Source organism: Phyllobacterium sp. T2-21, assembly GCF_055378485.1.
This window is the reverse complement of the sequence record NZ_AP027915.1, coordinates 508,326-529,074: the sequence shown is the minus strand read 5'-3', so window position 1 is coordinate 529,074 and position 20,749 is coordinate 508,326. Positions and strand designations below refer to the sequence as shown.

Here is a 20,749-nt window from a genome sequence, read left to right as displayed (position 1 = left end):
CATGCCATTACGCCGCCGCCGCTGCAAGGTAGAGAAGATCGGTTTCGAGAGGAGGTATTGTTTTGCCAATGACCGCCTATCTCCGCAGGAATATGCTCAAACGAGCGTGTTTCGCGCCATGCATGCGCGAAACACATATTGTCAGATGGGCTTCCTGTTTGCGGACAGGCCTTACAGGAGCTTATCGAGAGTGATCGGCAGCTCCCGGATGCGTTTTCCCGTGGCATGAAAAACCGCGTTCGCTATGGCCGGGGCCACGCCAACGATCGGCAATTCTCCAACCGCCTTGCCGCCGAGCACGGAAGCATGATGATCGGGGATACCCACGGAGATCACCTGCAGATCCGGGATATCCGCATTCGTCGCCACGAGATAATCGCCGAGATTGTTGTTGATGACGCGGGCGTAGCGCGGATCGACGACGCCCTCCTCCAGCAGTGCCTGGCCGATGCCCATGATGATGCCGCCCCGCCATTGGCTTTCGGCCAGCTTGGGATTGTACAGGCGGCCCGAATCAAGCGCCGAGACCATGCGCGAGACACGCACGGTGCCGAAATCCGCATCAACCCGCACCTCGACAAAATGCGCGCACCAGCTGTGCAGGGAGTAGCCGCCTTCCGTCGGCGGCTTCATCGCCATCATGGTGGTGAAGTTGTTGTAGCGGTCCTGGGTGTTCTTCTTGTCCTCCGGCAGGGTATCGCGCAACGCCTCGACCTTTTCCTGCCCGATGACACGCATGAAATCGGCGATGGAAATATTGGGCTTTTCACTGCGCGGCGTCGAAATCACGCCATCAGCAATGGTCAGGGTATTGGTCTGCTGATCGAGAAAAGGCGAACTCGGATGATTAAGCGCAAGACCGATCAGTTCATCGCGTGCCGCGTGGGCTGCCTTGTGGACAGCGCCCGTCATCAGGTTGGCGAGTTGCGAGCCGCCGGCAACCGGTGCCCTGGGCAAGGCCGAGTCTCCAAGCTTCACACGAACCCGGTCAACCGGAATACCCAGAACCTCAGCGGCGGTCTGGGCAAGGATCGTATAGGTTCCCTGCCCCATATCGATGCTGCTGCTCGCGACCTCCGCCGTGCCATCGACGAGAATGCGGACCAGCGCTTCACCGGGTGTGCGCCGGACCGGATAGGTCCCTGCCGCGACACCCCAGCCGATCAGCTGGTTGCCTTCGCGCATCGAACGCGGCGCCGGCGAGCGCTTTGACCAGCCGAAGGCTTCCGCACCTGCGGCGAAGGCCTCCCGCAGCCGGCGGGTCGACCAGGGAATTTTCGCCTCCGGATCTTCCTCGGCATAGTTCAGCAGGCGGATCTGCAGGGGATCGATGCCCACTTCATAGGCAAGCTCATCGATCGCCGATTCAATACCGAACGCGCTGGGGTTTTCTCCCGGCGCCCGCAGGGCACCCGGGGTGACCGTGTTGAGCGGAATGACATTCTGCCGCGAGCTGAAATTGGACACCGCATACATGATCGCGGTGACAGAACCGAGCGGCTCGACCGCAACGCCGAGCATCGATGTCTCGTTGACGCCGCGCTGCACGATGGAAAGGAGTTTGCCCTCCCTGGTTGCCCCGAGGGCCAATGTCTGACGGGTGGCGGGACGGCCGCCATAGGCGGTGAAGGTTTGCGGACGCGTGACCACAAGCTTCACCGGTTTGCCAAGCATCCGCGCAGCGATCGCGGCAACGGCGCCATGTGGCAGCGACAGCGCTTTCGAGCCGAAGCCGCCGCCGATATAGGGCGAGATCATGCGGACATTCTCGAACGGTATGTCGAACCATTCGGCGTAAGAACGGGCCATGCCGTCGATCCATTGGCTTGGCTCCCATAGCGTGAGGCTGTCTGCCTCCCACTGCGCGATAATGCCGTGCGGTTCGATGGCAACATTGTATTCACGCGGCGTCCGGTATTCCTGTTCGATCCGCACCGGAGCCTCGGCCAGTGCCTTCTCGGCATCGCCCCGCGACATCGTCATGCGCTCGATCGGCACCCCGTCCCCGGCCTTGGGGTCGTCGAGGCCGTAAACATGCTCCCTTTCCTCATAGGTGACCCTGATGAGGGCTGCGGCGGCCGTGGCCTGCTCCAGGGTTTCAGCCACAACGGCAGCGATGTGCTGGCCATTGAAGCTCACAATCTTCGGCAGCGCCAGAAACGGACCTTCCGGGCCGGGCGTACCGGCCCATGTCGTCGCTGATTTCAGCGGCATGATATTGTCGGGCGTCAACACCAGGAGCACGCCCGGCGATGCTTCCGCAGCCTTGGCATCGACGGATGTTACGATACCGGCTGCAATCGTGCTCTGCACCGTTACGGCATAGACCAGCCCCTCGATCTGATGTTCGACCGCATAGGTCGCGCTGCCGGTGATTTTGGCGGGGCCATCGAGCCTTGACAGGCGTCCGCCGAGATTGCCGTCGGATGCATCGCCATGCTTGGCCTTTGGATTGATGAAAGTCATGCCAGACCTCCCAGTTGCAGGACAGCGCGCGTGATCACACGCGGGGCGAGATCGATCTTGTAGTGGTTCGCGCCATGATCAGCCGCGCCTTGCATGGACAGCAGACTGGCCTGACGGACCAGCTCCGGTTCCAGCACCTTGCCGATCAATGCCGCCTCCACCGCGCGGGCCCGCCACGGCTTCGTTGCTACGCCGCCAAGGGCTATGCGCACATCGCGAACCGTCCTTCCGTCGGCAGCCAGTTCCAGCCCGACAGCGGCGCTGGCGGCGGCGAACTCATAGGACTGCCGGTCGCGGACCTTGAGGTAAGTGGAGCGCCGTGCGGCGGCCGATAGCGGTATTGTCACGGAGGTGATGATTTCACCGCGCTCCATGGCGTGTTCGCGATCCGGATGATTGCCGGGCAGCAGGAAGAAGTCATCGATCGGTATCTCGCGGCTTCCCAGATGCACAACCGCATCAAAGGCAACCAGCGCGACAGCCAGGTCACCCGGATAGGTGGCAATGCAGGCGTCGCTTGTTCCCAGAACCGCGTGATTGCGGGTCACGCCGCCAAGGGCAGTGCACCCGGAGCCGGGACTGCGCTTGTTGCAGGCGGGAAATACGGCCGCATCACGGAAATAGGGACAACGCGTGCGCTGCAGCAGGTTGCCGCCAATGGTCGCCATGTTGCGGATTTGCGCGGAAGCTGCCAGCGCCAGCGATTGCGTGACGGCCGGAAAGGCGTCCTGCATCGCTGGATGATCGGCCACCGCACTCATGCGGGCAAGCGATCCGATCGATGCCCGGTTCCCGTCGACCTCTATGCGGTCAAGACCAGTGAGATGCGTGATATCGACGACGGTTTCCGGTTCGGCAACCCCGCATTTGGCAAGATCAAGCAATGTGGTGCCGCCGGCCAGGATCATGCTCCCGGCAAGCGCTGCGGCCGTGCGCGCCTCGTCCGCCGAACCTGCACGCAGATAGGTGAAATTCTTCATGATGCGGCCTCCGCAGCTTCACGGACAGCAGCCACGATATGGGAATAGGCCCCGCACCGGCAGAGGTTGCCCGACATATATTCACGAATCTCGTTGTCTGATCCCGCATGTCCTTCGCGAATGCAGGCAACCGCCGACATGATCTGTCCCGGCGTGCAATAACCGCACTGAAAGGCATCATGCTCGAGAAAGGCTGCCTGGACAGGATGCAGTTCGCCATCTTCTGCCGCGATGCCTTCAATTGTGGTGATCGCGCGGCCCTCGGCCTGGGCGGCAAGTGTCAGGCAGGCGAGCACGCGTTTGCCATCGATATGAACGGTGCAGGCGCCGCACTGTCCCTGATCACAGCCCTTCTTGGTTCCGGTCAGACCAATATGCTCGCGCAGGGCGTCCAGCAGCGTCACACGCGGCTCGACGGCAAGCGCCTGCTCCTTGCCATTGATGTTAAGCTTCAAGTCGATTGTTCCGGTCATTCTATTGCTCCTGCTGTAGCGGATGCAGATTCAGTCGGCGGCCCGGGATGCGGACACCTGCCGCCTGCCAGAAAGTTCAAAACCAGCCTATACGTATGAGAGACATGACACCGGCACCGATTCTGCGATAAGAAGGCAAACGGACTCCACTTAAACGGAGGGGCCTCCGCTTATCTTAAGACCTTGTTGCTCGTGGTCAAGCCCCCATGAGCGTGGAGCAGATTTTGGTTGCCAAGCCGCCAGAAAATTCCGAGCCAACCCCGTCGGCAGCCAAGGGCATGCGCGCCGATGCGCGACGCAACCGGGAAAAGCTGCTCGAAGTCGCGGCAGCGGTTTTCTCGGAACGTGGCATTGAAGGCTCCCTCGAAGACATCGCGCGGCGCGCCGGTGTTGGCATCGGCACACTCTACCGTCATTTCCCGACGCGCGAACATCTCGTCGAAGTGGTTTACCGCCGCGAAGTCGAGAGTCTCTGTGCGGCAGCGGGCGAATTGTCCCTGAGCCATGCGCCGGATGTGGCTCTCGAGGAGTGGATGCAGCGGTTTGTCGGCTATATCGCCGCGAAAAGAGGCATGGCAAACAGCCTGCGCATGCTGGTCAACACGAACTCCGAACTTTTTGCCGAGAGTTCCGGCATGGTCTCCGTCGCCCTGCGCAATCTCGTGGAAGCGGCCGCACATCAGAATCTCATCCGGCGGGACATCGACAGCACCGACCTGCTGCATGCCCTCTTCACCATCTATTCTATTCCCGATGCTCCCGACTGGCATGAGCGTTCCCGCCGTTTGGTGAAACTGCTGATGGATGGCCTGCGGTGGGGTGCCGGGGCGAAACACGCCCCCTGAAACGGCAGTTTTTCAAGCCTTAATCCGCGCCTCGACAACCGCTCCATCATGTTCCCGCAATCCTCGCATGCAACGATGCGCGGACAATTGGATGTGAGAAGCAATGCCTGCAGTTACAACACCGAGCGCGATTGGGAAAAACGTTCGTTCCCGCGGCTTCCACGACCATGGCTGTGCCCGAAATACCGGGTGCCGGGTCCAAGGTCGCGTGCGTGAGATTTGACATTGCCCCTTGCCCCATTGCTCTGTCGCCATGCGTGCGTGAAGACCATCTGCGTCCTTGCCGGTGCGGCGATGCTGACCGCTTGCCAGAATGATGCATCAGGCTTGGCTCTCTCGGCGCCAAGCCTGCCGGCGCGCTATGCGACCGCCGCGACGATGCCTGCTGGCCGACAGCGCGACCTGCGCGACTGGTGGCAGACGTTCAGCGATCCGGTTCTGAGCGGGCTCGTCGTGCGTTCGCTTGGACAGAACCTCACCATCGTCCAGGCGAAACAGCAGCTTGTCGCCGCACGAACGATGGCGCGGACATCAAGAACGCTTTTCATGCCCACCGCCGATGTCTCGGGTACAGCCAATGCCGGAACGGGTTCGACCAAATCGCAGGAATTGCTGCGCCGTCCGGTTCAGCTCAACCTTGAAGTGGGCTGGGAGCTTGGCCTGTTTGGCTTGAACGAGAACACACAGCGGGCAGCCAAGGCATCCGCCGACATGGTCGCCGAGGACGTCGAAGCGGCACGCATCGCTGTTGCCGCCGAAATTGCCAGCGCTTACGTGCGCCTGCGCGCGCTGCAGGAGCGCGAGGCGATCGCCCGCGCCTCCCTTGCCCTGATCGAGCGCGACGGCAAGCTTGCCGCGGTCAAATACCGTTCCGGCCTCGCCGCCGCATCGGACGCCGAGGAATCCCGGATAAGCCTTGGCGATGCGAAGGCGGAGCAGGCCCGGTTCCAGATGCAGATCGACATCACCCTGCAGCAGATTGCCACCCTTCTCGGGACCACGCAGATCGACACCTCCCTGCAGCACACAAAACCTCAACCCGTCGCACGGCTCGACCCCGTCACAGGCCGTCCGGCGGACCTCCTGCGCGCCCGTCCGGATGTCCGGCGGGCCGAACTTGCAACCGTGCGTGCCGCCGCCGATATCGGCATCGCCCAGGCCGACCTCTACCCAAAACTCCGCCTGAGCGGCATTGTCGGTGTTGGCGGACCGTCCAACGGTTCGCCGTTCGGCATCATGGGCGGGCCGTCGGTTCAAATTCCGGTTTTCGATCAGGGACGGCGGCGCGACGTCGTTGCGGCACGGCAGGCTCAGTTCGACGAAGCTGTTGCGGCCTACCGGCAGAGTGTTCTCGTTGCCTATGAGGAAGCATCATCCGCGCTGCGGGCATGGTCGGCCGTTCATGCCACGACCCGGCAACTGAACGCGAATCTGGCGTCCGCGCAAAAAATGCGCTCCGCAACCACGGTCCTCGAACGGGAAGGCCTGAGCGACGGATCCAAGTCGATTGGCTCGGCGATGCGCGTCCTGGCGCAGCGTAAGCAACTGGCCGAGGCGCAGGAAGCCGAAGCGCTTGCCCTGATCACATTCTACAAGGCCATTGGCGGCGCTTCGCCTCTGACGACCAGCACGCAAGGCGCCGCCCCCGCCCGGCAACGGAAGGGGTAACCGGATGTCCGTTTCGATAGCACGCAAAACATTGGTCCATGAATGGCGGCGGTTTCTGCCGGCGATTGTGGCGGTGGGTTTTTCCGGCGTTCTCATGATCGTCCAGGGCGCCCTGCTTCTCGGCATCATCGGGTCCAATGCGCTTTACGTCACACAGTCCAGCGCGCAATACTGGGTGGGTTTTCCCGGCACGCAAAGCGTGGATCTCGGGCGGCCGATCAGCGCCGGCATCGCAACCAGCCTGTACATGGAACCGAACATTTCCCATGTTGAACGCTTCCTGCTCGGCTCCGGTGACTGGCGCGGCGCACGCGGCGGCGGCACCAGCATCAATATTGTCGGCATTGACGCGCGCCCTCGCAGCATCGGCCTCTCCACGGTTGTTCCCCCGGCAATGCGCAACCTGCTGCAGCAACCCGGAACAGCGCTGGTGGATGCCACCGACAGGCACAAGCTGGCCGTCGATGTCGGCGATACCGCCGAGGTCAATGGCCGCCGCATTCACATTGTCGGTTTGATCGAGGGTCTGCGAGGGCTGGGCGGCGTGAACGTCGTCACGTCGATAGAAACTGCCCGGACTCTGGACAATGCGCTTGGGGCAACGGATGACGTGACCTATTTCCTTTATACCGTGACAAAGTTCGGACCAGCGGAAGCCATTCGCGAGCGTTTGAACAATCCAGCGGGAATCCCGCGCTTTCACGTGTGGTCCGCCCCGGAACTGGCGGGAATGTCGATACGGTACTGGCTTCTCGAATCCGGTGCCGGTATCGCCTTCATCTTCGCAACCATCATCGCCATGCTCGTCGGCGCTCTCGTCACCAGCCAGACACTGATGGCCGCCGTGGCCGGATCCATTCCGCAATATGCAACGTTGCGGGCCCTTGGCGTATCATTCAAGGGACTGCGGGCCATTGTCATCGAACAGGCCGCCTGGGTCGGGGTTCTCGGATTGGTTGTCGGCGCCGTCTTCAGCACCGCCGCCGCTCTCATAGCCCGCATCTACAGCGTGCCCTTTGAACTGCGGACCAGCATCGTTCTGGCAGCATCCACCGTTGTGCTCACCGTGGCGTTCGCTGCCGGCCTTTTCGCCCTGCGGCGTCTGCAGCACGCCGATCCAGCAACATTGCTCCGGTGACCGCCATGCAGCCAACGATTTCCGCGACCGGCATCAGCAAGGCATTTGTCGTCAAGCAAATCCGCACGATTGCATTGCAGGACGTATCCATCGATATCTTCCAGGGCGAACTGACCCTGATCATCGGGCCGTCCGGATGCGGCAAGAGCACGTTGCTGGCGACGTTGAGCGGTCTGACCATTCCTGATTCAGGCGCGATCAGAACGCTTGGAACCGATCTTGTGGCGGCAAGCGATGCCGAGCGCGGTTCCTTTCGCCTGCATCATTGCGGTTTCGTCTTCCAGGGCTTCAACCTGTTCCCGGCCCTGACCGCCGTCGAACAGGTGCAGGTGCCGTTGGACTATCTCGGCGTTGCCGCTGAAGAGACGGCGGAGCGGGCGGAACGGGCGCTGGAACAGGTTGGTCTCGCTGCCCGGCGCCACCTGCACCCCGCCGAACTGTCCGGCGGCGAAAAGCAGCGGGTGGCCATCGCCCGCGCCATTGTGAAAAACCCCGCCATCCTCTTTGCCGATGAGCCGACCAGCGCGCTCGACAGCGTCAACGGCCAGATCGTCATCGAGATTCTTCACACGATTGCAAGACGAACCCGGGCCACGGTTCTGTGCGTGTCGCATGACCCGCGTCTTATTGCCCATGCGGACCGTGTCCTGCAGATGGAAGATGGCCGCATTCTTCGTGACTGGCGTCCCGCCGCCGGTGCAAAAGCGTCAGGAAATACCAGTCATGACTATGTTTAGCCGCACCTCTCTGCAGTATGCGATCGTTCTGGCAGCGCTGGGCGGCGCCGGTCTCGCGCTCTGGGCCATGTCGAGCGCGACGGAGGCCAATCAGGCGGAAATTGCCCAGGCCAGGCCAGGCATTATTGCGGCGGCGCGCGGTGTCGTGGATGTCGAGGGCGGCCTGCTGCGGCTCTCCACCCAGCGTGACGGGGTGATTCAGGATGTGCCGGTGAAGGAAGGACAGCGGGTCAAAGCCGGCGATATCCTGGCCGCGCTCGACAATCGCCGCGAACTGATCGCTGTTCGCACCGCCGAAGCCGAAGCACGCCAGACCAAGGGCCAGTTGGACGCGTTGCAGACAAAGCTGGGTGCCCAGACCCGTCAGGCCGCACGGCTGCGCCGGGCAGCGGCAGGAAACGCCGTTTCGGCCCAGGCGCTTGATGAAGCCGAGGCGCAGTTGTCGGCAACCAAAGCCGAAGTGGTCATCGCCGAAGCCGCCCTGGCGGCTGCGGAAAGCCGTGCGGACAACAGCCGTCTCGAAGTCGAGATGCGGCTTGTCCGCGCCCCCATCGCAGCACGCATCATCCGCCAGTCCGCCCGTGTCGGCGAGGTCGTATCGACGCAAGCCGTTACCCAACTTTTCACGCTTCTGCCGGAGGCGCCACGCATCGTCCGCGCCGAAATTCAGGAGCAATTCGTCAAGCTGGTCAAACCGGGCATGGATGTCGACATCATCGCGGAAAACGACGACACCGTGTCCATCCAGGGACGCGTCATCAGCATCCAGCATGTGCTCGAACAGCCCAAATCGCGGGATGCGCCCGGTGATCGCGTCGACATCCGTACGGCTGAATGCATCATCAGCATTCAGCCCAAGTCACCATTCCTCATCGGGCAGCGCGTGATTGTCCGCTTCAAAACCTGACCGGATGATCGCAGCAGAGGGCGGCTTCGGTTCGCCGCCCGTCTGCCGCATCAGCTTTCACCCGATCCCGATGCGCGTGTTGAAAGACTGGCATACATGCCCGTGGTGCGGAATTCCGTCGGACTGGCGCCGTAGATGCGGCGGAACACTTTTGAAAAGTAATTGGCATCGTCGAAACCGGTCATGATCGCCACTTCCTTGACCGGAAGGAATGCGGCGTTGGTCAGAAGCTTTGTTGCCCGCTGCATCCGCTTCTGCAGCACGAACTCCGCCGGGGGCAGCCCCTCGCACTCGGCAAAGACCCGGGAGAAATGCGCCCGGCTCAACCCGGCTACCCGTGCCAGTTCGTCAACGGGAAGCGGTTTGTCCAGATTGGCGCTGATGTGATCGATGACGGGCTGCATGACGGTTTTCTCGTGCTGATCGACGGGGTGTGAGCCGAACACGCCGTCATAGAGCGCCATGGCGGCCTCGTAGGCGATGGCCGAGGCGCGGCCGGCGGTCTCCGCATCCGCGATCAGGCGCAGGCTGCAATCGGCCAGATGCTCTATCGTCTCGCCCGGCAAGCGCAAAACCGGCCCCTGGGCGGCGAGCACCGAGCGGTGAATGCGCAGCGCTTCCTCGCCATTCATGGAAATCCAGAAATACTCCCAGTGGTCGCCTTTCTCGAGCCAGTAGCGATGGTTATGCGGCACGAGGACCAGCAGAGTTTCACCCTCGCGCACCTTGTAGTTGCGGTTCTCATAGCGGAGCATGCCCGTTCCGCTGATCGTGTGCTGCAGGACGGTGAAGGGGGTCTGGCCGCGTTTTCGGCCGTCCCAATCATAGATTTCATCGCGCCGCACCTCATAACCGGTGCTGGTGGGCATGGTGTGCAGCGTATGGCGGCCCCGCGGCAGGGAAACCGTCTTCATGGTGTGCCCGGTATCGATCAGTTTCTGCAGCACAAAATTACCCTCAAAAGCATAATCCCTCTCTATTCGCTCCCACGAATATACGCATAATGCCAATCAAGAACAGCGGATGAACTGCGGGTAAGGAATAGAACAAGGGGAAAGACAGGAAAACCTGGTCTTTGCAAAGCCCGGTGTTTTTCCACCGGAGCTACCCTGCCCTGTTGCTTCCACCCGCATTGATGATGGGCAAGGTGAGGTCAGCATGAGCAGTTTCAAAATTGCCATTATCGGCGCGGGCAGCGTGGGTTTCACAAAGAAACTGTTTACGGACATTCTGTGCGTACCGGAATTCAGGGACATCGAATTTGCCCTGACCGACATCAGCGAACACAACCTCGGAATGATCAGGTCCATTCTCGACCGCATTGTCGAGGCCAACCATCTGCCAACCCGGGTAACCGCCACGACCGACCGGCGCAAGGCCATCGAGGGTGCCCGCTACATCATCAGCTGCGTGCGGGTCGGCGGGCTCGAAGCCTATGCCGACGACATCCGCATTCCCCTGAAATATGGTATCGATCAATGCGTCGGCGATACGATCTGCGCCGGCGGCATCCTCTACGGACAGCGCAACATCCCCGTCATTCTCGACTTCTGCAAGGACATCCGCGAAGTTGCGGAACCCGGCGCAAAATTCCTCAACTACGCCAACCCGATGGCGATGAACACATGGGCGGCCATTGAATATGGCAAGGTCGACACGGTCGGCCTGTGCCACGGGGTTCAGCACGGGGCGGAGCAGATCGCGGAAGTTCTGGGTGCCCGGTCCAAGGACGAGCTCGACTATATCTGCTCGGGCATCAATCATCAGACCTGGTTTGTCGATATCCGCCTGCGCGGACGCAGGATCGGCAAGGAGGAACTCATTGCCGCATTCGAGGCGCATCCCGTCTTTTCCCAGCAGGAAAAGCTGCGCATCGATGTGCTGAAGCGCTTCGGCGTCTATTCCACCGAAAGCAACGGCCATCTCTCGGAATATCTGCCGTGGTACCGCAAGCGTCCCGATGAAATCGCCAGATGGATCGATATGTCCAACTGGATCCATGGCGAGACCGGCGGCTATCTCCGGCACTCGACCGAAACCAGAAACTGGTTCGAGACCGAATTTCCGCAATTTCTCGAAGCGGCCGCCAAGCCGATCGATCCGGCACGCCGTTCCAACGAACATGCGAGCCATATTCTGGAAGCGCTGGAAACCGGACGGGTCTACCGCGGCCATTTCAACACCCGCAACACCGGGATCATCACCAACCTTCCCGCCGATGCAATCATTGAATCGCCCGGCTTCGTCGACCGGTTCGGTATCAACATGGTCTCCGGCATCACATTGCCGGAAGCCTGTGCCGCAACCTGCGTGGCATCGATCAATGTGCAGCGCATGGCCGTCCACGCCGCTATCAGCGGCGACATCGATCTTCTGAAGCTTGCCGTCCTGCACGATCCGCTGGTTGGCGCCGTGTGCACGCCGGAAGAAGTCTGGCAGATGGTCGATGAGATGATCGTCGCGCAAGCACCCTGGCTGCCGCAATATGCCCATGCGATTGATGCGGCCAAGGAACGCCTGCGCCACAAGACTGTGGCAACGCGTGAATGGAAAGGGTCTGCCAGCCGTTCCGTGCGCTCGATCGAAGAATTGCGGGCAGAGAAAGCATTGATGACGCAGGCCGTGAATTAGCTTTCCAGCGGCTTTTCCCGGCTTGGAGGAGACGGGAATGGCCATACCGGCTGGATCACAATCGAGAGGGAGAGACGATGAGCCATCTGCGCTATTGGAGTACACTCGCCTTGGGTGTTTCGATGCTGGCCGTTCCGGCGGCGGCATCGGAGCCGACAGTTCCGCCTGAACCGCCATCCTTCAAAGCGCAAGCCAAAATCACCTACGTCCCGCGCGATGCGATCCTCGAATTCAAGACCCTGCCCGCCTATCATGAACCGGATTGGATGACCGAGAAATTCGTCAAGACCGGCAAGCTTCCGCCGGTCCAGGACCGGCTGCCCAAGCAGCCGCTCGTCTACAAGACGGCAAACATGCCCGATGGCATCGGTATCTATGGCGATACCTTGCGGCACGTCATCGGCGGCCGGCCGGAGGGCTGGAACTACAGCGGCGGCCAGTCGCAGGGTTATGGCGGCATCGACATCGGCCTGTCCGAATGCCTGACACGAACGGCACCGCTGTTCCAGGTCGAAGCGAGCGACGTCGAACCGCTGCCCAACCTCGCCAAGGGGTGGGACTGGTCGCCGGATGGCCACACGCTGACCATGCATCTGGTCGAAGGCGCAAAATGGTCCGATGGTGCGCCATTCGATGCCGATGACGTCATGTTCTATTGGGAAGACAATGTCCTCGATCCCAATGTTTCGCCGCTGAATGGCGCAACACAGGAAACCTTCGGCGTTGGCACAACGCTGAAGAAAGTTGATGCCTATACGGTCCAGTGGACTTTCAAGGATGCGTTCCCGCGCCAGTATCTCTATGCCATGGCCTATGGCACGTTCTGCCCTGGCCCGGCGCATATCCTGAAGACGAAACATCCCAAATATGCCGGGACAACCTACGATCAGTACAAGAATGCTTTCCCGCCCGAATATATGAACATGCCCGTCATGGGTGCCTGGGTACCGGTCGAATACCGCCCCGACGACATCATCGTGATGCGCCGCAACCCCTACTACTGGAAAGTCGACGAAGCCGGCAACCAGCTGCCCTATGTCAACGAGATGCACTACAAGCTTTCGACATGGGCCGACCGCGACGTGCAGACCGTGGCAGGGGCCGCCGACTTCTCCAATCTCGAACAGCCGGAAAACTTCGTGGAGTCGCTGAAACGCGCCGCGCAGGACAATGCACCCGCCCGGCTTGCCTTCGGGCCCCGCCTCATCGGCTATAATCTCGACATGAACTTTTCCGCCAATGGCTGGGGCGCACCCGATGCACGCGGTCAGGCCGTGCGCGAACTCAATCGCAACGAGCATTTCCGCAAAGCCGTGACCATGGCTATCGATCGCAAGAAGCTCGGCGAAGCGCTTGTCAAAGGACCGTTCACGGCGATCTATCCCGGCGGGCTGTCATCGGCAACGAGCTTCTACGACCGGCAGTCCACGGTCTATTACCCCTTCGATCTGGAGGGGGCGAAGGCTGAACTGGCCAAGGCCGGCCTGAAGGACACCGACGGCAATGGTATCGTCAATTTCCCGCCGGACAAGGCTGGCGGGAAGGACGTTGAGATCACCCTTCTCGTGAACAATGCCTACAGCACCGACAAGAACCTTGCCGAGGGTGTCATCGCGCAGCTGGAAAAACTGGGGTTGCGTGTCATTCTCAACGCCCTTGACGGCAACCAGCGGGACGCCGCCAACTACGGCGGCCGCTTTGACTGGATGATCCTGCGCAACAGGTCGGAACTCGCCTCCGTCGTGCAGAACACGGAACAGTTGGCGCCTGTCGGGCCACGCACAAGCTGGTACCACCGTGCCCCGGAAAACGGTGCGGTCGACCTGATGCCCTACGAGGAAGAGCTGGTGAAAGTCGTCAACGCATTCATCGCGAGCCAGGACAATGCCGAGCGGGCTGAACTGATGAAACGCTATCAGAAGGTTTATACCGCCAACGTCAACACGGTCGGGCTGACTGAATTTGCCGGTGCACTGGTCATCAACAAGCGCTTCTCCAACATCCCGTCCGGGGCGCCGATTTTCATGTTCAACTGGGCTGAAGACGCCGTCATCCGCGAGCGCATCTTCGTCAAGGCGGACAAGCAGGGCGACTATGAACTGTTCCCGCAGCAATTGCCGGGCAAGCCTGGCGGACCCGGACCGATGAACTGAGCCTCCCAAGGCCTCTGATCCGGCCGGTCGCACCGCGTTGCGACCGGCGGGATGGACTGAAAAATCCAACGGCATGAATGCGTTCACGCCAGTTTTGAAACCAACACAAGAAAAGCGAACCGGCCCATGCTACGATTCCTGCTTGTGCGTATCGCATCCGCCATCCCGGTGCTGTTTGTGCTGAGCGTGGTGACTTTTGCCATCATTCAGGCACCGCCCGGCGATTACTCCGACTATATCCGCTCACAGCTGATGAACCAGGGCGGCGCATCCTTCGAGGCAGCCGATGCGCAGGCGCAGGCGTACCGGGTTGCCAATGGCCTCGACAAGCCGCTGCCCGTGCAATACGTCAACTGGATCGTCGGCATGGTGACTCGCGGCGATTTCGGTCACAGCATGTTCTACAACAAGCCGGTTGCCGATGTGGTTGGCGAGCGGTTGCCGCGCACGCTTCTCCTCGCCCTCACCTGCCATATCCTCGCGTCGATCATCGGGATCAGCTTCGGGATACTGGCCGCCACGCGGCAATATTCCTGGGTGGACAGCCTGCTCTCCGGCATATCGTTCCTGGGCATGACCGTGCCGCGCTTCCTGATGGCGCTGATCATTGTCTACATCATGGTGTTTCACTTCAACGTCTCGGAGATCGGCAGCTTTTATTCCCCGCGCTATGGCGGCGCGCCGTGGTCGTGGGGCAAGTTCGTCGATCTGGTCCAGCATGTGTGGCCGGTCGTTGCCATCGCCACCTTTGGCGGGCTTGCCTACAATATGCGCGTGATGCGCGGCAATCTGCTCGACACGCTCAATGCCCAATATGTCGAGACGGCACGGGCCAAGGGTTTGAGCGAGGGCGCTGTCATCATGCGCCATGCGGTGCCGAATGCGCTGCATCCCCTCATCATGTATCAGGGCGTCGTCCTGCCCTACATGCTGACCGGCGAGATCGAAACCGCCATCATCTTCGCGCTGCCGACGGTCGGACCCGCCATCGTCGGGTCCATGTGGATCGGAGACGTCTATGTCACGGCGACCTTCATGCTGGTGCTGTCGGCAACATTGATCGTCGGCAACATCATTGCAGACGTTCTGCTGGCGCTGATGGACCCGCGCGTTCGCCAGTATGGGGAGGTGCGGTGATGCAAATCCAGATAAGACCGCCGGTTGCCGCCGTGGAAATCCGCAAGGCCAACCGCGGTAATGAAAGCTATTCGGCTCTCGTGTGGCGGCGCCTCAAACGTTCCTGGACCGGCATGATTGGACTTGTCCTCGTCTGCCTGCTGCTTGTTATGGCCGCCTTCGCCGGTTTCTTTGCCCCTGTCGATCCCTCCCAGACGGAGATCGGCTTCGCACCGCCGGAAGCCGTGCGCTTCTTCGACAAGGACGGGCATTTCAATCTGCGCCCGCGCACCTATCCGGTCGCCGAGACCGAGGAACTTGATCCGGTGACATTCCAGCCGGTGGTCGGGCTGGACTATGGTAATCCCCGCCTGCTGGGGTTCTTCGTCAAGGGCTTTGAATACAAACTGCTTGGCATCATTCCGGCGGACCGGCATTTCTTCGGCACCCTCGACGGCAAGCCCGTGCATTTCCTTGGAACCGACAAGTTCGGCCGTGATGTTCTCTCCAGAGCCATTTACGGCTCCCGCGTCTCGCTGATGATTGCGTTGATTGTCGTCTCCATCGTGACGGTTGTCGGCACGACCGTCGGGCTGGTCTCCGGCTATTTCGGCGGACGGTTCGATGCCTGGACACAGCGTTTCGTTGAACTGGTCCTGGCATTTCCGCAGCTTCCGCTTTATCTCGCCCTCAGTTCGCTCATACCCGTCACGGCTCCGACGAGCATTTTCCTCGGTTTCGTCATCATCATCATGTCGGCGCTTGGCTGGGCGCAGATGTCGCGCGAAGTGCGCGGCAAGACACTGGCACTTGCGCGCATCGAATATGTGCGTGCGGCGCTGGCGGTGGGCGCTTCGGACCGGCGCATCATTTTCCAGCACATTTTTCCCAATGTCATGAGCCATGTGATCGTTGCCGTCACCATCGCGATCCCGCACATTGTCCTTCTGGAATCCTTTCTGGGCTTCCTGGGGTTTGCGGTGAAGCCTCCGCTGATTTCCTGGGGGCTGATGCTGCAGGACACCGCCACCTATTCCGTCATCGGGTCCTATCCGTGGATTCTCACCCCCGTCGCCTTCGTGCTTGTCACCGTCTTTGCCTTCAATGCCCTGGGCGATGGTTTGCGCGATGCCGTCGATCCCTATTGAGGCCGGAAACCATGCACACGCAGGAACCAAGCACCATGGCACCCGAACAACGGCTGGACAGTTCAGCCCATCGGGGCAATCCGATCATCGATGCCCGCAATGTCGCCGTCCGCTTCACGGTGGAAGACGGAGTCGTGGAGGCCGTCAAGGATATCTCCTTCCAACTCTATCGCGGCGAGACGATTGCCATTGTCGGCGAATCCGGGTCGGGGAAATCGGTGACCGCCCGCACCATCATGGGGCTCCTGACAAAGCGCGCCGTGGTGTCCCGGGAATCGAAGATTGCCTATGACGGCAAGGATGTCCTCAAGTTCTCAAGCCGGGCCCGGCGCGCGTTGCGCGGTAATCGCATGTCGATGATCTTTCAGGAGCCCATGAGCTCGCTCAACCCGATCTATACGATCGGCAGCCAGATCGTCGAAGCCATCCGCGTGCACCAGCGCATCAGCCGGCGTGACGCCCGGCAACGCGCGCTGGACCTGTTGATACAGGTGCAGATTCCCGATCCGGAATCCCGGCTCAACCAATATCCGCACCAGCTCTCCGGCGGTCAGCGCCAGCGCGTGATGATTGCCATGGCGCTCGCCAACAATCCCGACGTGTTGATCGCCGACGAGCCGACCACCGCACTCGACGTGACGGTGCAGGCCCAGATCCTCAACCTCATCCGCGATCTGCAGAAGCGGCTCGGAATGGCGGTCATTCTCATCACCCATGACCTTACCGTCGTCCGGCAATTTTCCGATTATGTCTATGTCATGCAGCATGGCGAAGTGAAGGAGCACAACACGACCGCAGCGCTCTTTGCCGCCCCCCGCCACCCCTATACATGCCATCTCCTCGGGTCCGAACCCAGAGGGCAGGCCAATCCGATGCCGGCGGACTGCGAAGCCATTCTGGAGGGCAAGTCGGTGCGGGTGACCTACATGCTGAAACGCGGCGGCTTCTTCAAGCCGCAATTGCACGAGCTTGTGGCTGTCGACAGTCTCAGCCTGAAACTCCACAGACACGAGACGCTCGGCATCGTCGGTGAATCCGGCTCCGGCAAGACCACCTTCGGACAGGCGCTCGTCCGGCTCGTGCATACGGACAGCGGCGAGATTTACTTCGACCGGCAGCCGATCCACGACAAGTCGCGGGCTGAAATGCGGCCGCTGCGCTCGCGCATGCAGATCGTGTTCCAGGACCCGTTTTCCTCGCTCAACCCGCGCATGTCGATCGGGCAGATCATCGAGGAAGGACTGGTCATCAACGGGATCGGCGTCAATCGGGCCGACCGTCTCGACCGTGTCCAGCAAGCCCTGGCGAGTGCCGGGATGCCGCACAATATCCTGTCCCGCTTCCCGCACGAATTCTCCGGCGGCCAGCGCCAGCGCATTGCCATTGCACGCGCCATTGCGCTCGAACCGGAATTCATCCTTCTCGACGAACCGACCTCGGCACTCGACCTGTCGGTCCAGGCGCAGATCATCGACCTCTTGCGCAAGCTGCAGGACGAGCGCGGCCTCAGTTACCTCTTCATTTCCCACGACCTGAAAGTGGTTCGTGTTCTTTGCCATCGTGTCATGGTCATGCAGCACGGCAAGGTCGTGGAGGAAGGTCCCGTCAACGACGTTCTCTTTCATCCCAAGACCGCCTACACTGAACGGCTTGTCAAAGCCGCCTTCGAGGTAGCCGCATAATCCTCCCGGAGATTGCCATGTCAAAACAGCCCAAAGTCACCTTTATCGGAGCCGGATCGACCGTCTTCATGAAAAACATCATCGGCGATATTCTGCAGCGCCCAGCCCTGTCGGGCGCAAAAATCGCGCTGATGGACATCAATCCGCAGCGCCTCGCCGAAAGCGCCATCGTCGCCGGCAAGCTGGCAAAAACACTCGATGCCAAGGCCGTCATCGAAACGCATACGGACCGCCGGCGTGCACTCGAGAAGGCGGACTTCGTCGTGGTTGCGTTCCAGATCGGCGGATACGAGCCCTGCACCGTCACGGATTTCGAGGTTCCGAAGAAATACGGCCTGCGCCAGACCATTGCCGACACCCTTGGCGTCGGCGGCATCATGCGCGGCCTGCGGACCGTGCCGCATCTCTGGGCAATCTGCGAGGACATGCTGGCGGTCTGCCCGCAGGCCATCCTGCTGCAGTATGTGAATCCCATGGCCATCAACACCTGGGCGATCGCTGAAAAATACCCGGCGATCCGTCAGGTGGGTCTCTGCCATTCCGTGCAGGGAACGGCGGGCGAACTGGCGCGCGACCTCGACATCCCAATCGGAGAAATCCGCTATCGCGCTGCAGGCATCAACCATATGGCCTTCTACCTGCAGTTCGAGCACCAGCAGCCCGATGGCAGTTACCGCGACCTCTATCCGGATCTAGTCCGGGGCTATCGCGAGGGGCGGTTGCCCAAGCCCAGCCACTGGAATCCGCGCTGCCCGAACAAGGTCCGCTACGAGATGCTAACGCGGCTCGGCTATTTCGTCACCGAAAGCTCCGAGCACTTTGCCGAGTACACGCCCTACTTCATCAAGGAAGGCCGTGAGGATCTGATCGAAAAGTTCGGCATTCCGCTGGATGAATACCCCAAGCGCTGCATCGAGCAGATCGAGCGCTGGAAGGGACAGGCGGAAACCTATGCCAAGGCCGATAGGATTGAAGTGAGCGAAAGCCGCGAATATGCCTCGTCCATCATGAATTCCGTATGGACCGGCGAACCATCGGTCATCTACGGCAACGTGCGCAACAATGGCTGCATCACGTCCCTGCCCGCCAATTGTGCGGCGGAAGTGCCATGCCTTGTCGATGCGTCCGGCATTCAGCCAACCCATGTCGGCACGCTGCCGCCACAACTCACTGCCCTCATCCGCACCAATATCAATGTACAGGAACTGACCGTGCAGGCGCTGATGACCGAAAACCGGGATCACATCTACCATGCGGCTATGATGGACCCGCACACCGCCGCTGAGCTGGATCTCGATCAGATATGGTCGCTCGTCGATGATCTTCTTGCCGCGCATGGCGATTGGCTTCCCGCCTGGGCCCGTGGTTCCCGGAAAGTGCAGGCTGCTTAGGCGGAGCGATGCATCGTATCAATTGCAGGGCGGTCACCCTGCAATTGAACACCGGCAGCATGCTTGCGACGGACGCGAACGGGAAAAAGCGGGGAGCAAGGCAAAAATCTGTTCACGACACCGGTGGCAGAGGCTACAGCAGTGCATCACTGGCATGCAAAGGTTGGAGCTGAGCCCATGACCGATACCGTTACCGATCGTTTTCTTCGCTACGTCGTCATCGACACCCAATCGGATCCCAAATCGTCCGCACAACCGTCCACCGAGAAGCAGAAGAATCTCGGCCACGTGCTGGTTGGGGAATTGCTCGCCATCGGCCTGTCCGATGCGCATATGGACGAGCACGGCTATGTCCATGCAACCATCCCGTCCAATGTCGACAAGCCGGTGCCGGTCATCTGTTTCTGCTCGCACATGGATACGGCGCCCGATTTTACCGGCACGAACGTCAAGCCGCGCATCCTGCATAATTATGGCGGCGGCGACATACAACTTCCAGGCGATCAGCAGCAGGTCATCCGGGTCAGTGACCATCCCGTCCTGCTTGACCAGATCGGCAATGACATCATCACAACAGACGGAACCACCCTTCTCGGTGCCGATGACAAGGCCGGGCTGGCGGAAATCATCACGGCGGCACAGTTCCTCGTCGACAACCCGGATATCCGCCACGGCACCATCAAGCTGCTGCTCACCGTGGACGAGGAAATCGGGCGCGGCGTCGACAAGGTGGACGTGGCCAAGCTCGGCGCACAGTTCGCCTATACCGTCGACGGCGAAACCGCAGGCCATATCGAGGACGAGAGTTTCTCGGCCGACGGGGTCGACATCACCATTTCAGGCGTCGCAATTCATCCGGGCTTCGCCAAGGACAAGATGGAAAACGCCATCAAGATCGCCGGCGCCATCATCGACCGGTTGCCCCGGGACATTGCGCCCGAGACTACGGAAGGCAAAGAGGGCTTCATTCATCCGACGGGCGTCACCGGTTCGATGGAAAAGGCGGCGCTCAGCTTCATCATCCGCGATTTTACCGATGACGGCCTTGCCGCCAAGGAAGCCATGCTCGAAGCGCTGGTGAAGGAAGTCATGGCCGGTTATCCCGGTTCGTCCTACACGTTCACCGTCAGGCAGCAGTACCGCAACATGAAGTCCGTCCTCGACCGCCACCCGGAGATCGTCGACAACGCGGTTGAAGCGGTCCGCCGGGCCGGCATGGTGCCGGTGCGCGGCAGCATCCGTGGCGGCACCGACGGTTCGCGACTGTCCTTCATGGGCTTGCCCTGCGCCAATATTTTTGCCGGCGGCCACGCCTTCCACTCACCACTCGAATGGGTCAGCCGCCAGGACATGGAAAGAGCCGTCAAGACGCTGGTCGAGCTCGCAAAGATCTGGGAAGAACGCGCCTAGCGCA

At 61.0% G+C, this 20,749-nt stretch carries 16 protein-coding genes; 12 read left to right on the top strand and 4 right to left on the bottom strand.

The genetic code is table 11. The features are described 5' to 3' along the window. Positions 1 to 171: 171 nt before the first annotated feature. From ACZ5FP_RS24530 to ACZ5FP_RS24520, 3 genes are read right to left on the bottom strand one after another with little or no spacing between them, the layout of a single operon-like run. Positions 172 to 2,466: a xanthine dehydrogenase family protein molybdopterin-binding subunit gene (locus tag ACZ5FP_RS24530; protein ID WP_464664633.1), complete on the bottom strand. Its 2,295-nt coding sequence runs from the start codon at positions 2,464 to 2,466 to the stop codon at positions 172 to 174. After that, the gene (locus tag ACZ5FP_RS24525; RefSeq protein ID WP_464664632.1) at positions 2,463 to 3,446 is read right to left on the bottom strand and encodes an FAD binding domain-containing protein; all 984 of its coding nucleotides are present in this window, start codon (positions 3,444 to 3,446) and stop codon (positions 2,463 to 2,465) included. The genes ACZ5FP_RS24530 and ACZ5FP_RS24525 overlap by 4 nt, the downstream gene beginning before the upstream one ends. After that, positions 3,443 to 3,919 carry a (2Fe-2S)-binding protein gene (locus ACZ5FP_RS24520; RefSeq protein WP_464664631.1) on the bottom strand — a complete coding sequence of 159 codons (477 nt, stop codon included), beginning with the start codon at positions 3,917 to 3,919 and terminating at the stop codon, positions 3,443 to 3,445. Before ACZ5FP_RS24520 ends, ACZ5FP_RS24525 begins: the two co-directional genes overlap by 4 nt. A 206-nt stretch (positions 3,920 to 4,125) precedes the next feature. Between ACZ5FP_RS24520 and ACZ5FP_RS24515 the strand changes: the two genes are divergently transcribed. The 5 genes from ACZ5FP_RS24515 to ACZ5FP_RS24495 all read left to right on the top strand — a co-directional run bounded on the left by ACZ5FP_RS24515 (position 4,126) and on the right by ACZ5FP_RS24495 (position 9,214). Beyond that, positions 4,126 to 4,764: a TetR/AcrR family transcriptional regulator gene (locus ACZ5FP_RS24515; protein WP_464664630.1), complete on the top strand. Its 639-nt coding sequence runs from the start codon at positions 4,126 to 4,128 to the stop codon at positions 4,762 to 4,764. 261 nt (positions 4,765 to 5,025) lie between these two features. Then, on the top strand, positions 5,026 to 6,432 hold the full coding sequence (locus ACZ5FP_RS24510; protein WP_464664629.1) for an efflux transporter outer membrane subunit: 1,407 nt from the start codon (positions 5,026 to 5,028) through the stop codon (positions 6,430 to 6,432). A 4-nt stretch (positions 6,433 to 6,436) separates the two neighbouring features. Further along, positions 6,437 to 7,570 carry an ABC transporter permease gene (locus ACZ5FP_RS24505; protein ID WP_464664628.1) on the top strand — a complete coding sequence of 378 codons (1,134 nt, stop codon included), beginning with the start codon at positions 6,437 to 6,439 and terminating at the stop codon, positions 7,568 to 7,570. Between the two features lie 5 nt (positions 7,571 to 7,575). After that, positions 7,576 to 8,307 carry an ABC transporter ATP-binding protein gene (locus ACZ5FP_RS24500; RefSeq protein WP_464664627.1) on the top strand — a complete coding sequence of 244 codons (732 nt, stop codon included), beginning with the start codon at positions 7,576 to 7,578 and terminating at the stop codon, positions 8,305 to 8,307. Then, complete coding sequence (locus ACZ5FP_RS24495) at positions 8,294 to 9,214, top strand: HlyD family secretion protein (RefSeq protein WP_288194353.1); 921 nt, start codon at positions 8,294 to 8,296, stop codon at positions 9,212 to 9,214. Before ACZ5FP_RS24500 ends, ACZ5FP_RS24495 begins: the two co-directional genes overlap by 14 nt. Positions 9,215 to 9,264: 50 nt before the next feature. Here ACZ5FP_RS24495 and ACZ5FP_RS24490 read toward each other — a convergent pair whose 3' ends face one another. After that, positions 9,265 to 10,128 carry an AraC family transcriptional regulator gene (locus ACZ5FP_RS24490; RefSeq protein WP_464664859.1) on the bottom strand — a complete coding sequence of 288 codons (864 nt, stop codon included), beginning with the start codon at positions 10,126 to 10,128 and terminating at the stop codon, positions 9,265 to 9,267. A gap of 244 nt (positions 10,129 to 10,372) precedes the next feature. On the opposite strand from ACZ5FP_RS24490, the gene melA (ACZ5FP_RS24485) reads away from it, so the two are divergent. The 7 genes from melA (ACZ5FP_RS24485) (at position 10,373) to pepT (ending at position 20,745) form a co-directional block, all read left to right on the top strand. Continuing rightward, positions 10,373 to 11,845, top strand: a complete 1,473-nt coding sequence (gene melA, locus ACZ5FP_RS24485; protein ID WP_464664626.1) for an alpha-galactosidase — start codon at positions 10,373 to 10,375, stop codon at positions 11,843 to 11,845. Positions 11,846 to 11,922: 77 nt separating this feature from the next. Further along, on the top strand, positions 11,923 to 13,998 hold the full coding sequence (locus ACZ5FP_RS24480; RefSeq protein ID WP_464664625.1) for an ABC transporter substrate-binding protein: 2,076 nt from the start codon (positions 11,923 to 11,925) through the stop codon (positions 13,996 to 13,998). A gap of 126 nt (positions 13,999 to 14,124) precedes the next feature. Then, positions 14,125 to 15,135: an ABC transporter permease gene (locus tag ACZ5FP_RS24475; protein ID WP_464664624.1), complete on the top strand. Its 1,011-nt coding sequence runs from the start codon at positions 14,125 to 14,127 to the stop codon at positions 15,133 to 15,135. Further along, entirely contained in the window at positions 15,135 to 16,262 is a 1,128-nt protein-coding gene (locus ACZ5FP_RS24470; RefSeq protein ID WP_464664623.1) for an ABC transporter permease, read from the top strand. The genes ACZ5FP_RS24475 and ACZ5FP_RS24470 overlap by 1 nt, the downstream gene beginning before the upstream one ends. A gap of 35 nt (positions 16,263 to 16,297) precedes the next feature. After that, positions 16,298 to 17,944, top strand: coding sequence for an ABC transporter ATP-binding protein (locus ACZ5FP_RS24465; RefSeq protein ID WP_464664622.1), 1,647 nt, complete (start codon positions 16,298 to 16,300; stop codon positions 17,942 to 17,944). A 17-nt stretch (positions 17,945 to 17,961) separates the two neighbouring features. Then, positions 17,962 to 19,335, top strand: coding sequence for an alpha-galactosidase (gene melA / locus ACZ5FP_RS24460; RefSeq protein WP_464664621.1), 1,374 nt, complete (start codon positions 17,962 to 17,964; stop codon positions 19,333 to 19,335). 177 nt (positions 19,336 to 19,512) lie between these two features. Next, positions 19,513 to 20,745: a peptidase T gene (gene pepT / locus ACZ5FP_RS24455; protein WP_464664620.1), complete on the top strand. Its 1,233-nt coding sequence runs from the start codon at positions 19,513 to 19,515 to the stop codon at positions 20,743 to 20,745. Positions 20,746 to 20,749 lie beyond the last annotated feature (4 nt).

Coding starts and splice junctions, on each gene's coding strand:
- ACZ5FP_RS24500 (WP_464664627.1), top strand. CDS start 7,576: ATGCAGCCAACGATTTCCGCGACCGGCATCAGCAAGGCATTTGTCGTC.
- ACZ5FP_RS24490 (WP_464664859.1), bottom strand. CDS start 10,128: ATGAAGACGGTTTCCCTGCCGCGGGGCCGCCATACGCTGCACACCATG.
- ACZ5FP_RS24465 (WP_464664622.1), top strand. CDS start 16,298: ATGGCACCCGAACAACGGCTGGACAGTTCAGCCCATCGGGGCAATCCG.
- ACZ5FP_RS24505 (WP_464664628.1), top strand. CDS start 6,437: ATGTCCGTTTCGATAGCACGCAAAACATTGGTCCATGAATGGCGGCGG.
- ACZ5FP_RS24470 (WP_464664623.1), top strand. CDS start 15,135: ATGCAAATCCAGATAAGACCGCCGGTTGCCGCCGTGGAAATCCGCAAG.
- pepT (WP_464664620.1), top strand. CDS start 19,513: ATGACCGATACCGTTACCGATCGTTTTCTTCGCTACGTCGTCATCGAC.
- ACZ5FP_RS24480 (WP_464664625.1), top strand. CDS start 11,923: ATGAGCCATCTGCGCTATTGGAGTACACTCGCCTTGGGTGTTTCGATG.
- ACZ5FP_RS24520 (WP_464664631.1), bottom strand. CDS start 3,919: ATGACCGGAACAATCGACTTGAAGCTTAACATCAATGGCAAGGAGCAG.
- ACZ5FP_RS24495 (WP_288194353.1), top strand. CDS start 8,294: ATGACTATGTTTAGCCGCACCTCTCTGCAGTATGCGATCGTTCTGGCA.
- ACZ5FP_RS24530 (WP_464664633.1), bottom strand. CDS start 2,466: ATGACTTTCATCAATCCAAAGGCCAAGCATGGCGATGCATCCGACGGC.
- ACZ5FP_RS24475 (WP_464664624.1), top strand. CDS start 14,125: ATGCTACGATTCCTGCTTGTGCGTATCGCATCCGCCATCCCGGTGCTG.
- ACZ5FP_RS24515 (WP_464664630.1), top strand. CDS start 4,126: ATGAGCGTGGAGCAGATTTTGGTTGCCAAGCCGCCAGAAAATTCCGAG.
- melA (WP_464664626.1), top strand. CDS start 10,373: ATGAGCAGTTTCAAAATTGCCATTATCGGCGCGGGCAGCGTGGGTTTC.
- melA (WP_464664621.1), top strand. CDS start 17,962: ATGTCAAAACAGCCCAAAGTCACCTTTATCGGAGCCGGATCGACCGTC.
- ACZ5FP_RS24525 (WP_464664632.1), bottom strand. CDS start 3,446: ATGAAGAATTTCACCTATCTGCGTGCAGGTTCGGCGGACGAGGCGCGC.